Origin of the sequence: Streptomyces yangpuensis (assembly GCF_001005295.1) — a bacterium.
Classification (GTDB): Bacteria; Actinomycetota; Actinomycetes; order Streptomycetales; family Streptomycetaceae; genus Streptomyces; species Streptomyces yangpuensis.
The window spans coordinates 698,470-711,593 of record NZ_LBMK01000002.1; the positions used below are offsets into that span (position 1 = coordinate 698,470).

General features: G+C 71.2%; 6 protein-coding genes, 1 tRNA gene and 1 pseudogene. 4 read left to right on the plus strand and 4 right to left on the minus strand.

The features are described from left to right. From AAT21_RS08595 to AAT21_RS08610, 4 genes and pseudogenes are all read left to right on the plus strand, one after another. A pseudogene (locus tag AAT21_RS08595) lies at positions 1-515 on the plus strand (FxsB family cyclophane-forming radical SAM/SPASM peptide maturase); the annotation flags it as partial. Further along, on the plus strand, positions 512-1,768 hold the full coding sequence (locus AAT21_RS08600; protein ID WP_079025517.1) for an HEXXH motif domain-containing protein: 1,257 nt from the start codon (positions 512-514) through the stop codon (positions 1,766-1,768). The pseudogene AAT21_RS08595 and the gene AAT21_RS08600, both read left to right, overlap by 4 nt. A gap of 64 nt (positions 1,769-1,832) precedes the next feature. After that, positions 1,833-4,955: an FxSxx-COOH system tetratricopeptide repeat protein gene (fxsT, locus tag AAT21_RS08605; RefSeq protein WP_079025518.1), complete on the plus strand. Its 3,123-nt coding sequence runs from the start codon at positions 1,833-1,835 to the stop codon at positions 4,953-4,955. 130 nt (positions 4,956-5,085) lie between these two features. Further along, positions 5,086-6,225 carry a Fic family protein gene (locus AAT21_RS08610; protein WP_046776125.1) on the plus strand — a complete coding sequence of 380 codons (1,140 nt, stop codon included), beginning with the start codon at positions 5,086-5,088 and terminating at the stop codon, positions 6,223-6,225. Between the two features lie 104 nt (positions 6,226-6,329). On the opposite strand, the gene AAT21_RS37390 is transcribed toward AAT21_RS08610, so the two are convergent. The 4 genes from AAT21_RS37390 to AAT21_RS08625 form a co-directional block, all read right to left on the minus strand. Next, positions 6,330-6,447: transfer RNA gene (locus tag AAT21_RS37390), tRNA-Gly, on the minus strand. A gap of 337 nt (positions 6,448-6,784) precedes the next feature. Beyond that, complete coding sequence (locus AAT21_RS08615) at positions 6,785-10,651, minus strand: multifunctional oxoglutarate decarboxylase/oxoglutarate dehydrogenase thiamine pyrophosphate-binding subunit/dihydrolipoyllysine-residue succinyltransferase subunit (protein WP_046777172.1); 3,867 nt, start codon at positions 10,649-10,651, stop codon at positions 6,785-6,787. Between the two features lie 259 nt (positions 10,652-10,910). Then, positions 10,911-12,014, minus strand: coding sequence for a HAMP domain-containing sensor histidine kinase (locus tag AAT21_RS08620; RefSeq protein WP_412180303.1), 1,104 nt, complete (start codon positions 12,012-12,014; stop codon positions 10,911-10,913). Continuing rightward, positions 12,011-12,751 (minus strand): response regulator transcription factor, encoded by a 741-nt coding sequence (locus AAT21_RS08625; protein WP_030028984.1) that lies wholly within the window; start codon positions 12,749-12,751, stop codon positions 12,011-12,013. Before AAT21_RS08625 ends, AAT21_RS08620 begins: the two co-directional genes overlap by 4 nt. Positions 12,752-13,124 lie beyond the last annotated feature (373 nt).

Genomic DNA, 13,124 nt, shown 5'->3' on the forward strand with positions numbered 1-13,124 from the left:
CCCGCCCCGGCGGGACCGGGACCCCGTACGCCGACTGGCTCCTCGCCGTCTTCGAGCGCTGGTGGCACGACGGACGGCACCGCACCCGCATCCGGCTCTTCGAGGAGATCATCGCCCTGCTGCTCGGCCTGCCCGCCACCACCGAGACCCTCGGGCTCGCGCCCGCCGCCACCGCCGTCATCGAGACCGACGGCTCCATCGAACAGGCCGATTCGCTGAAATCCGCGTACGAGGGGGCCGCCACCACCGGCATGGCCCTCGACACCCACAGCTTCGACCAGCTCCTCGACCACCCCGGGTTCGCGGCCCGCCAGCTCGGCCGGGACGCGCTCGCCGCCGTATGCCGCTCCTGCGAACTCGTCGAGGTGTGCGGCGGCGGCCACTACCCGCACCGCTACCGGGCCGGCGAGGGCTTCCGGCAGCCGTCCGTCTACTGCGCCGACCTCCAGGTACTGATCCGGCACATCGCCACCGCCGTACAGCGCGCCGCCCGCCCCCCGGCGGCCGCCTCATGACCGCCGCCCTCGCCGCCTTCACGGTGTCCACCGACACCCTGCGCGCCCTCGCCTCCGCCGAGCCCTCCCCGGAAGGCACGCGCCTGGTGCGCGACGTACGCCGCTCCAAGCGGCTCGTCCTGCTCCGCGCCGTCCTCGACGCGGCGCCCTGCGGCCGGTCCGGCCGGACCGCCGACCACTGGGCCCTGCTGGAGGAGGCCGAACGCCGCGACCCGGACGCCGTACGCGACGTACTCCACTACCCGGCCACCGGAGTCTGGGCCGAGGAGACCCTGCGCCGGCTGCACGCCCCCTACGGCCCGCCCGCGGACCTCGCCCACCTCGGCGCCCTCGCCGCGGCCGCCGCCCTGCGCGCCGGGATCCCCTTCACGCACACCCTGCGGCCCGTGCACGGCCGCCTCGTCCTGCCCACCCTCGGCCTGCTGCGCCCGGACCGCCCGGGTCCGCTCGTCCTCACCCAGCGGTCCTGGGACCCCGAGGACCCCGGCACGCTGCCCCTGCACGCCCTGCCCGGGGGCCGCACCGCCCTCGACGACCTCGACCCCTACAGGGCCCCCGGCCCCGCCCAGCCCGCCCCCCTGCGCCCGGCCCGCCGCCTCACACCCAAGGGCCACAAACGGTGGGACACCCAGTGGTCGGGCGCCCTCACCCTGCTCGAGCGCTACGACACCGTACGGGCCGAGGAGACCGCGCAACTGCTGCGATCCCTCGTACCGCTGGCCGGCGGGTCCCGGTCCAGCGGCGCCACCCTCCCCGCGGCCGCCGGCTCCGTGCTGGCCCGCGCGCAGGCCCCGCCCGCGCTCGCCGCGACCCTCGTCCACGAGGTCCAGCACGGCAAACTGACCGCCCTCGCCGACGTCCTGACCCTGCACACCGCCGACGCCGTGCCCCGCCACTGGGCCCCCTGGCGCAGCGACCCACGCCCCCTGGAAGGGCTTCTGCACGGCGCCTACGCCCACCTGGCCCTGGCCGGGTACTGGCAGCGCGCCGCCCTCTACGGCGCCCGCGGCGCCTGGGCCCAGCACGCCCGGACCCGGGCCCAGGTCGCCGCCGTCCTGCCCGTCCTGCGGGCGCACGACCGACTGACCTCCGCGGGCCGGGAGTTCACCGATGCGATGGCCGCCGCCGAACGGGCCATGGACGAGCTCCCGCCCCCCGGCGACCAGCACGCCGCCGCCCGCCGGGCCGTCGACCGCGAGCGCCGCGCCTGGTGCGAGGCGCACCCCGAACTCGCCCCGTTCGCACAGGTCTGACGGGCCGTCCGCTGCGGTACCTTTTCAGTCCCGTCCACTGCCCGCAGCCCAGGGAGACGGCCGCATGACCACCGGTAGCAGGCAGGACCGCGAATCGGCGCAACAGCCCCAGCAGCCGCAACAGCCCCAGCAGCCCCCGCAGCCGCATCAGCCGCACCCTTCCCAACAGCTGCAGCAGGCCCAGGCACCCCAGCAGCCCCAGGCACCCCGGCCGGCTCAGGCGCCGCAGCGTTTCGTCATCAGCTTCGCCGGCTTCAACCGCCCCTGGGCCGTATGGATCGCCCACCGCCTGGAGGAACACGGCCACCGCGTCGCCCTCCAGCGCTGGGACCCGCAGAACAGTCCAGGCCTCACCCAGGCCCTCGACGACCTCGCCCGCTCCGGCAGCCGCGTCCTTCTCGTCCTCAGCGAGCGCTACTTCTCCGCCGGCACTCACACCGACCAGGAGTGGAACACAGCCCTGCGCGCCGTCACGGACGACCACCCGGACCGGTTCGCCGCCGTCTGCCTCACCGACGCACCCCTGCCCAGCGCCGTCGCCGTCCTGGAGAAGACCGACCTGTGGGGCCTGGACGCGTACGAGGCCGAATACCGCGTGCTGCGCCGCCTCGAACTGCCCACCGAGCGCATCGGCACCGAGACCGGCCGCCGGGGCCCCCGCTTCCCCAACGACCCGCCCGAGATCTGGGGCCGCGTCCCCCGCCGCAACCCCCGCTTCACCGGCCGCAACGACGTCATCGGCACCCTGCGCCAGGCCCTCGCCGAAGCCCCGCCGGGCGCGTCCACCGTCACCCTTCTCGGCCTCTCCGGCGTCGGCAAGACACAGGTCGCCACCGAATACGCCTACCGCTTCGCCTCCGAGTACGACGTCGTGTGGTGGGTCCCCGCCGAGGACCGGCCCACCCTGCGCGAACGTCTCGCCGACCTCGCCCCCGCCCTCGGCCTCCCGCGCGGCGCCGGCAGCTACGGCGAGCAGATCCGGGCCGTCCTCGAAGCGCTGCGCCGCGGCACCCCGTACAGCCGGTGGCTGATGGTCTTCGACGGCTGCGACAACCCCGACGACCTCATCGACCTGCTGCCCTCCGGCGGCGCCGGCGACGTCATCATCACCTCCCGCAACCGCGAATGGGCCGCCCGGCACACCAGCCTCGTCGAGGTCCCCCTCTACGCCCGCCCCGAGTCCATCACCTTCATCCGCCGCCGCGCGCTGCGCCTCACTGCCGACGAGGCCGACCAGCTCGCCGAGGCCCTGGAGGACTACCCTCTCGCCCTCGACCAGACCGCCGGCTGGCTCGCGGACTCACCCCTGCCCGTCGGCGACTACCTGGCCCTGCTCCAGCGCCGCATGGACTCCCGCGAGGCCGTCACCCTCTCCGAGGACTACCCGCTGCCCTTCCCCACGGCCCTCGCCATACTCCTCAACAACGTCCGGGAGAACTTCCCCGACGCCCTCGCCCTGCTGCGGCTGTTCGTCTTCTTCGCACCCGGCCCGGTTCCGCTGCGCCTGCTGCGCGAATTCCCCGCCGACGACGTACCCGAACAGCTCGCCGGCCTCATCAACGACCAGATCCGCTGGAACGCCGCCCTCAACAAACTCGTCCAGTTCTCCGTCGTACGGCTGGAGTACTCCGACCTCCCCGTGGAGGAGGGCGGCGGCGGGCTGGAAACCGTACAACTGCACCGCATGGTCCACGGCATCGTCCGCGAGGACCTCTCCGAGAACGAGGCCGAACCCCTGGCCCGCGCCGTCCGCCAGGTCCTCGCCGCCGCCGACCCCGGCCGGCCCTCCGACTCCCGGCTCTGGCCCCGCTACGCCGAACTCGTACCGCACCTGGCCCCCTCCGGGGTCATCACCAGCAGCAACCCGCGGATCCAGAACTTCCTGCTGCACTGCCTGCGCTACCTGATCCTCGCGGGGGAGTACCGCTCCTGTCTGCGGCTGTGCGAGGAGACCGACCAGATCTGGCGGGCCAGGCTCGGCGAGGACCACCCCAAGGTCCGCGAGCTCAGCTACCAGTACGGCAACTCCCTGCGCAACCTCGGCCTGTTCCGCCGCGCCGAGATCCTCACCCGGTCGGTCGCCGACCGCATCACCGGGGAACGCGGCGACCAGGACCTGGAGAGCCTGCGCGCCACCAGCGCCTACGGCGGCGTCCTGCTGTGCATCGCCAAGTTCGAACCGGCCCGCGAGATCTTCGAGCACTGCCTGGCCACCTACCGCGAGCTCCTCGGCGAGGACGACTCCATCACCCTCGACGCCCAGAACAACCTCGCCGCCACCTACCGGCTGCTCGGCCGCTACCAGGACGCCTACGACCTCGACCTGGACACCCTGCGCCGCCGCGAACGGGTCCTGATGCCCCTGCACATCTCCACCCTCGCCTCCGGCATCGCCTGCGCCATGGGCCTGCGGCTCATGGGCCGCTACCGGGAGGCCCAGACCCGGCAGGAGCAGGGCGTCAAGCTCAACACCCAGGTGCTCGGGCTCGGCCACCCCCAGACCCTGCGCGCCGAGCACAACCTCGGCCTGTGCCTGCGCCGCTCCGGCGACATCCCGGGCGCGGGCCTGCGGCTGCGGACCGTCTGGGAGCGGGCGACGCGGGTCTTCGGCGTGGACTACCCCTGGACGCTGATGGTCGCCTCCGACTACGCCACGTACCTCAGGGAGTACGGGGACATCGGCGAGGCCCGCCGGATCTCCGAGGACGTCGTCCGCGGCTACCAGTCACAGCTCGGCCTCGCCCACCCGTACAGCATCGGCACCGTCGGCAACCTCGGCCTGGTCCTGCGGGCGCAGGGCGAACGGGTCGAGGGCCTCTCCCTCGCGGAGCAGGCACTGGTGGGCATGCGCGGCGCCCTCGGCGGCCGGCACCCCTGGACGCTGGGCTGCGCCCTCAACGCCACCGGACACCGCAACATCACCGGGCGGCTGGAGGACGCGCTGGACCTGAGCCGGGAGACCCTGCGCACCGCCGAACGCGTCCTGGGCCCGGACCACCCGATGACGCTGAGCGCCCAGATCGCCCTGGCGGCGGACCTGCGGTCGGTACGGGAGGACACGGAGGCGGGCAAACACGAGGACGCGGGCATCAAGGGCCTGACCCGCACCCTGGGCCCCCAGCACGTCCACACGGTCTCGGCCAAACAACGGGCAAGGCCGTACTGGGACTTCGAACCCCAGCCGTAGGGCGCTGTGTGTACGGGCGTACGCGGGCGCCGCGCTCCTGGCCGTGCCGGTCCCGCCAGGGCGCCTTCGTTCGCGGTGGTTCCCCGACGACACGCTCACTGAAATGATAGGAAGCGGGTATCATTGAAGCATGTTGTATGAGACGCCGGCCCTTGATTCCCTCGACCTCCGGATCCTGGAAGAGGTGGACGGCCTGCGTGAGCGCCTGCGTGACGCGGTGCAGCAGGCGCCGATGAAGTGGACCCAGGACCTTCGCAAGGCACTCACCGCGAGCGCGATCGCGGCATCGAACACCATCGAGGGCTATCGGGTCGACGCGAAGGACGTCGCGGACCTGATGGACGGAGAGCGCGAGGTGGACGCGAGCGAGGAGAACAAGGCAGAGACCCTCGCCTACCAGCAGGCGATGACCTACATCCAGTCGCTTCACGACGTCGAGGACTTCCGGTACAACAAGGAACTGCTGAACGCCCTGCACTGGATGCTCCAAGGCCAGCACCACCCGCTGCGCACGGCCGGGCAGTGGCGCAAGACCTCCATCCGGATCACTGCACCAGGGGACGAGCTCGCCACCGACTACGACGGCCCCGACCACGAACTCGTGCCGGGGCTGATGGCCGAGCTGGTGGACTGGCTCAACGAGGGTGACACCGGGGCGCATGTCCTGATCCGGGCTGCGATGGCTCATCTGAACCTCGTGAAGATCCACCCTTGGTCCGACGGGAACGGTCGCATGTCCCGGTCTCTGCAGACTCTGCTGATCGCCCGTGGCGGCGTCCTGGCGCCGGAATTCTCCTCGATCGAGGAGTGGCTGGGGATGCCCGGCAACACCTGGGAGTACTACAAGGTGCTGCGAGAGGTCGGCGGGCCCGTGTACTCGCCCGAGCGCGACACCCTGCCTTGGATCAAGTTCAACCTGCGCGCCTACCACGAGCAGGCGCAGCGGGTGCAGCATCGGGTCGACCGTTCGAACCGGGTCTGGATCGAGCTGATGGAGCATGCCGAGACACATGGAATCAGCGAGCGGCAGGTCACTGCCCTGCACGAGGTGGCCATGGTGAACCGGGTACGGCGCTCACGGTACGAGCGGCAGGAGGCGATCAACACGCAGCAGGCGACCCGGGACCTGCAGTCGCTGACGAAGGCGGGCGTGCTGACCGCGGTAGGGCAGACCAAAGGCCGCCACTACATCGCCGGCCCGCAGTTCCCGCAGAACGTCATCGCGACAGCCCGCCGACCGCACCGCATCATCAACCCATACGGCGGCTAGGGCCGAACCCGAAATCGCTACGCGCTTCTCCGTCAGCGAGCAAGGCAGCGAGGTCGAACTCGTGTGTCATGCCGAGACGATATCCGCCTGGCTCAGGTCGGTTGCGGTGCCGACGGGATTCGAACCCGCGGACAGGTGGGAGCAGGTCCGCTCCGTCCCCGTCAGTCGCCGTGGAAGGGACCTCCGCCACGTCGATCGCAATGGGCCGCTCTGCCACGGCACTTCAACCTGCGGAAGTGCGCACCCCCGCTTCGCCTCAGGGTAGAGAAGCCGCTGTATGCGGGCGAATCCTTTTCCGTTGCACCGGCCCGTTGATACGAGCCCCGAACAAGAGCCGGACGCGGTCAGGACGAAGCGCGTAGCGATTCGAGGCGCCCCGGCCGCCCTTGTCGGGCCGGCCCGACACGGAGAGACGACGGGAGTAACGGGAAACCCATAGCACGTCACTGACTACCGGCCCAGCGGATCCAGCCCCCCGTAGCCCGCTTCCCGCATGGCCGGAAGGCCCGGACCCCACCGTGGGGTCCGGGCCTTCCGTGTGCTGCTGGTGCTGCGAGGGTTACGCCTCGAAGACCTCGTCCAGGAGGAGCTGCTGCTCCGCCTGGTGGCGCTTCGCGGAGCCCACCGCCGGGGACGAGCCGTGCGGGCGCGAGATGCGCCGCAGGCGCTCGCCCGCCGGGACGTCCGCGCCGACCGCCAGGTCGAGGTGGTCGATCAGGTTCAGCGCGATGAACGGCCACGCACCCTGGTTCGCCGGCTCCTCCTGGGCCCAGATGTACTTCGCCGCGTTCGGGAACTTGGCGATCTCGGCCTGGAGCTCCGCACCCGGGAGCGGGTACAGGCGCTCGATGCGGATGATCGCGGTGTCCGTGATGCCGCGCTTCTCGCGCTCGGCCTCCAGGTCGTAGTAGACCTTGCCGGCGCAGAAGACGACCTTGCGGACCGCGTTCGCGTCCACCGTGGTGTCACCGATGACCGGACGGAACGAACCGCTCGTGAACTCCTCCGCCTTCGACGCCGCCGCCTTCAGACGCAGCATCGACTTCGGCGTGAAGACGACCAGCGGCTTGTGGTGCGGGTTGTGGACCTGCCAGCGCAGGAGGTGGAAGTAGTTCGACGGGAGCGTGGGCATGGCCACCGTCATGTTGTTCTGCGCGCACAGCTGGAGGAAGCGCTCCGGGCGGGCGGACGAGTGGTCCGGGCCCTGGCCCTCGTAGCCGTGGGGGAGGAGCAGGGTGACGCCGGAGGTCTGGCCCCACTTCTGCTCGGCGGAGGAGATGAACTCGTCGACGACGGTCTGGGCGCCGTTGACGAAGTCACCGAACTGGGCCTCCCAGAGGACCAGCGCGTCCGGACGGGCCAGCGAGTAGCCGTACTCGAAGCCCATGGCCGCGTACTCGGAGAGCAGCGAGTCGTAGACGTTGTAGCGGGCCTGGTCGTCCGACAGGTACAGCAGCGGGGTGTAGTCCTCGCCGGTCTCCCGGTCGATGAGGACCGCGTGGCGCTGGCCGAAGGTGCCGCGGCGGGAGTCCTGGCCGGACAGCCGGACCGGGGTGCCCTCCATCAGCAGCGAGCCGAAGGCGAGGGTCTCGCCCATGCCCCAGTCGATGGTGCCCTCGTCGATCATCGCCGCGCGGCGCTGCAGCTGCGGCAGCAGACGCGGGTGGACGGTGACGCCCTCGGGGATGTTGACCTGGGACTCGGCGATCCGCTTGACGACGTCCTGGGAGATCGCGGTGTTCACCGCGGCCGGGAAGTCGGCCTGGTCGGGCGCAGGCGCCGCGGAGACCGCGGGCTGCGTGGCGGCCTCGCGGACCTCCGCGAAGACCTTCTCCAGCTGGCCCTGGAAGTCCTGGAGCGCCTGCTCGGCCTCTTCCAGGGTGATGTCGCCGCGACCGATGAGGGACTCGGTGTACAGCTTGCGCACCGAGCGCTTCTTGTCGATCAGGTCATACATCAGGGGCTGCGTGAAGGCCGGGTTGTCGGACTCGTTGTGGCCGCGGCGGCGGTAGCAGATGAGGTCGATGACCACGTCCTTGTTGAACGCCTGGCGGAACTCGAAGGCCAGACGGGCAACGCGCACGACCGCTTCCGGGTCGTCGCCGTTCACGTGGAAGATCGGCGCCTCGATCATGCGGGCCACGTCGGTCGCGTACATCGAGGAACGCGAGGACTCCGGGGCGGCGGTGAAGCCGACCTGGTTGTTGATGACCACGTGCACGGTGCCGCCGGTGCGGTAGCCGCGCAGCTGCGACATGTTCAGCGTCTCGGCGACGACGCCCTGGCCGGCGAAGGCCGCGTCGCCGTGGAGCGCGAGCGGGAGGACCGTGAAGTCCGTGCCGCCCTTGTTGATGACGTCCTGCTTGGCGCGGGCGACACCCTCCAGGACCGGGTCGACCGCCTCCAGGTGGGAGGGGTTCGCGACGAGCGAGACCTTGATCTGCTCGCCGTCGAGGCCGGTGAAGGTGCCCTCGGCGCCCAGGTGGTACTTGACGTCGCCGGAGCCGTGCATGGACTTCGGGTCGAGGTTGCCCTCGAACTCGCGGAAGATCTGCGCGTAGGACTTGCCGACGATGTTCGCCAGGACGTTCAGGCGGCCGCGGTGGGCCATGCCGATGACGACCTCTTCGAGGCGGGCCTCGGCGGCCGAGTCGATGACGGCGTCGAGCAGCGGGATGACGGACTCGCCGCCCTCCAGGGAGAAGCGCTTCTGGCCGACGTACTTCGTCTGCAGGAAGGTCTCGAAGGCCTCCGCCGCGTTCAGGCGGCGCAGGATGCGCAGCTGCTCCTCGCGCTCCGGCTTGGTGTGCGGGCGCTCGATGCGGTCCTGGATCCAGCGGCGCTGCTTGGGGTCCTGGATGTGCATGAACTCGACGCCGGTGGTGCGGCAGTACGAGTCGCGCAGCACGCCGAGGATGTCGCGCAGCTTCATCATCGACTTGCCGGAGAAGCCGCCGACGGCGAACTCGCGCTCCAGGTCCCACAGGGTGAGGCCGTGCTCGGTGATGTCGAGGTCGGGGTGCTTGCGCTGCTTGTACTCCAGCGGGTCGGTGTCGGCCATGACGTGGCCGCGGACCCGGTAGGAGTGGATCAGCTCGAAGACGCGGGCGGCCTTCGTGACGTCGTCGTCGTGGCTGGCGTCGATGTCGCGGTTCCAGCGGACCGGCTCGTACGGGATGCGCAGCGACTCGAAGACGGAGTCGTAGAAGTCGTTCTCGCCGAGCAGCAGGTTCGCGACGATGCGCAGGAACTCGCCGGAGGCCGCGCCCTGGATGACCCGGTGGTCGTAGGTCGAGGTCAGGGTCATGACCTTGGAGATGCCCAGCTTGTTCAGGGTGTCCTGCGAGGTGCCCTGGAACTCGGCGGGGTAGTCCATGGAGCCGACGCCCATGATGACCGACTGTCCGGGCATCAGGCGGGGCACGGAGTGGACGGTGCCCAGGCCGCCGGGGTTGGTGAGGGAGCAGGTCACGCCGGTGAAGTCGTCCATCGTCAGCTTGCCGACGCGGGCGCGGCGGACGATGTCCTCGTAGGCCTGCCAGAACTCGAAGAAGTTGAGGGTCTCGGCCTTCTTGATGCCGGCGACGACGAGCTGGCGGTCGCCGTTGGGCTTCACCAGGTCGATGGCGAGGCCGAAGTTCACGTGGTCGGGCTTGACCAGGGTCGGCTTGCCGTCCTTCTCCGCGAAGGAGTGGTTCATCGACGGCATGGCCTTGATGGCCTGGACCATCGCGTAGCCGATGAGGTGCGTGAAGGAGATCTTCCCGCCCCGGGCCCGCTTGAGGTGGTTGTTGATGACGATGCGGTTGTCGAACAGCAGCTTCACCGGGACGGCGCGGACGGAGGTGGCCGTCGGCACGTCGAGGGAGGCGTTCATGTTCTTGGCCACGGCTGCCGCCGGGCCGCGGAGCGTCACCAGCTCGGGGCCCGCGGGGGCCTCGGTGGCGGGCGCGGCCTTCTGCGGGGCTACGGAAGCGGGGGCGGGCGCGGCCGGTGCGGCGGCCGGGGCCTGGGAGGTGACAGTCACAGCAGGGGCACCAGAGGGGATGGCAGGAGCAGGGGCAGGAGCTGACACAGGCGGAGGAGTCGGCGTCGCGGTGGGTGCGGGCGCGGCGACCGCCGCCCCCGTGGCGGCGTCGGCGACCTGCGGGGTCCCGGCGACGGCGCTGGCGGCCTGTGCGGAGGCGCCGTCCGTCGGCGTGGACCTGTCGGGACCGGCCGACGTCACCGGAGCGGCAGCGCCCCCCGGCTTGTAGTCGGCGAAGAAGTCCCACCAGGCCCGGTCGACCGACTGCGGGTCCTGGAGGTACTGCTGATAGATCTCGTCGACGAGCCACTCATTCGCGCCGAAGCCTGAGGCAGGGTTCTTCCCGCCCTCTGCTGCTTCGGTCGTGGTGCTCGAGTTACTGGGGGACTGTGGCGACACGGCGGCAACCGCCCTCTTCCGCTTCACAAGGTATGGACAGCGGGAATAAAGGCTACGCCTCCTCGGCCGCTGCATGCAGGCCGGGCGGGACTTACGTCGTGCAGGTCACATCGAACGGCGGGTTTCATGACGTGGAATGGCGGGAAACGAGCCTGGTTCGGGTAGGGGGCACCGAGGTTGCGGCCCCCTTGGCTTCGCACCCCTGACGGACCCCGGGTACGTGTGGCCGAGATCATGTCCTTCCCAGTCGAACCCTACGTCAACACGAGACCTGCGAGCTGCCCGGAAGCGTGACGAGGATGCGGCAGCCACGTGACGATTCGGCCACTCCGATCCGGCCGCCGTGCAGTTCCACGGCCCAGCGGGCGATCGCCAGGCCCAGTCCGGTGCCGCCGTCGCCGCCGCGGGCGCTCCCCCGGTTGAACCGCTCGAAGACCCGGTGGCGCTCGGCCTCCGGGATGCCGGGGCCCTCGTCGCGGACCTCCAGCGCCAGGCTGCCGGGCACGTCGCCGGCCCGGGCCCGGACGGTGACCCGGCCGTGCGGGGGGCTGTGCTTGACCGCGTTGTCGATCAGGTTGGCCACCACCTGGTGCAGGCGTTCGGCGTCCGCGTACGCGCACAGATCGGGCGGGAAGACGTCCAGGTGCAGGTGCACGTCGTTACGGGTGTGCCCGCCGGAACCGGAGAGCAGCCCCGGCCGCCCGGCGGCAGCCAGCCCCGACTCCTTCAGCACCCCGGACAGATACGGCCACACCTCGAAGCGGCGGGCCCTCAGCGGCACCACGCCGTTGTCCACCCGGGACAGGTCCAGCAGGGTCTCCACGAGCCGGCCGAGGCGCTCGGTCTGTTTCAGCATGGTGCGCATGGTCTCCGGGTCGGCGGCCGAGACCCCGTCGACCACGTTCTCCAGCACCGCCCGCAGCGCGGCGATCGGTGTGCGCAGCTCGTGCGACACGTTCGCGACGAGCTCCTTGCGGTGCCGGTCCACCGCCTCCAGGTCGTCCGCCATCAGGTTGATCGTGGAGGCCAGGTCGCCCAGCTCGTCGCGACGCCCGGCGCCCCGTACCCGTCGTGTGAAGTCGCCGTGGGATATCGCCCGGGCCACCGTCGTCATGTCGTCCAGCGGCGCCGTCAGGCTGTGCGCCACGAACTGGGTGATCAGCATCGAGGCGATCACCGAGAAGACGGTGATGAACCGCAGCTCGGTGTCCGTGCGCAGGGCCACCAGCAGCAGCCCGGTCGTGATGAAGACCGAGACCACCACGAGCGTGCCGAGCTTGGTCTTGATCGAGAACGGCGAGAAGGGCCGCAGCCCCCCGGGGGACCGCTGGCGCTGGCGAGGCCCCTCCGCCCGGCCGTTCACGGCTGGGCCGGGGTCTCCAGGGCGTACCCGACGCCGTGGACCGTACGGATCCGCTCGGCGCCGATCTTCCGCCGCAGGGCCTTGATATGGCTGTCGACCGTACGGGTTCCGGAGGCGTCGGCCCAGTCCCAGACCTCGGCGAGCAGCTGCTCCCGGGAGAGCACCGCCCGCGGGGTCCCGGCCAGGCACACCAGCAGGTCGAACTCGGTCGGGGTCAGGTGGACGTCCTCCGTCTGCACCCGGACCCGGCGCTGCGCGTGGTCGATCTCCAGGTCGCCCAGGCGCAGGGTGGCGCCGCGCGGGGTGTGCGCGGCGATCGTGGCCCGCTCCACCCGCCGCAGCAGGACGTGCACCCGTGCCGCCAGCTCGCGCATGGAGAACGGCTTCGTCATGTAGTCGTCGGCGCCGACGCCCAGGCCGACCAGCATGTCGGTCTCGTCGTCCCGGGCGGTGAGCATCAGCACCGGGACCGGGCGCTGCGCCTGGACCCGGCGGCAGACCTCCAGCCCGTCGAAGCCGGGCAGCATGACGTCGAGGACCAGCAGCTCGGGCAGCCAGCTCTCCGCCGCGGCGACGGCCGCGGGACCGTCGGTGGCCGTCTGTACCTGGAAGCCCTCGGCGCGCAGCCGGGCCGCGATGGCCTCCGCGATGGTGCGGTCGTCCTCGACGACGAGCACACGCCGCTGGGCGCCGGGCGTTGCCGCGGCGCCGGTGTGGGTGGTGTGTGTCTGTTCCATGTCCGCCCCTGAAGATCCCGCTGAATGGGGTGCAGCGTAGAGGAGGCTCCGGCCTGCGGCTACGTGGGGTTCGGACACGGCATATGCGCTGGACCTCAGCAAATGGAATGGGTTGTACCGGGTGCCGGACCCCCTGCGGGACCGGCGTCCGGCGGGTGGCGCGGTCAGCTGCCCCACCGGCTGTGACCTCGTCGGATCCCTCTTGGAGGGGGCCTACAAGGCCGGTCCGTGACCGTGCGGGAAGACCGGGTCGGGCGTGTCGTTCGGCACACCGGGCCGGGTGGTCGGCCGGGTGGTCGGCCGGGTGGTGGCGACGGCCGCCACGGAACGCGGGAGCTGATGCGGACCCGGCTGCGCGGGTTCCCGGACCGGC

Coding starts and splice junctions, on each gene's coding strand:
- AAT21_RS08600 (WP_079025517.1), top strand. CDS start 512: ATGACCGCCGCCCTCGCCGCCTTCACGGTGTCCACCGACACCCTGCGC.
- fxsT (WP_079025518.1), top strand. CDS start 1,833: ATGACCACCGGTAGCAGGCAGGACCGCGAATCGGCGCAACAGCCCCAG.
- AAT21_RS08610 (WP_046776125.1), top strand. CDS start 5,086: ATGTTGTATGAGACGCCGGCCCTTGATTCCCTCGACCTCCGGATCCTG.
- AAT21_RS08625 (WP_030028984.1), bottom strand. CDS start 12,751: ATGGAACAGACACACACCACCCACACCGGCGCCGCGGCAACGCCCGGC.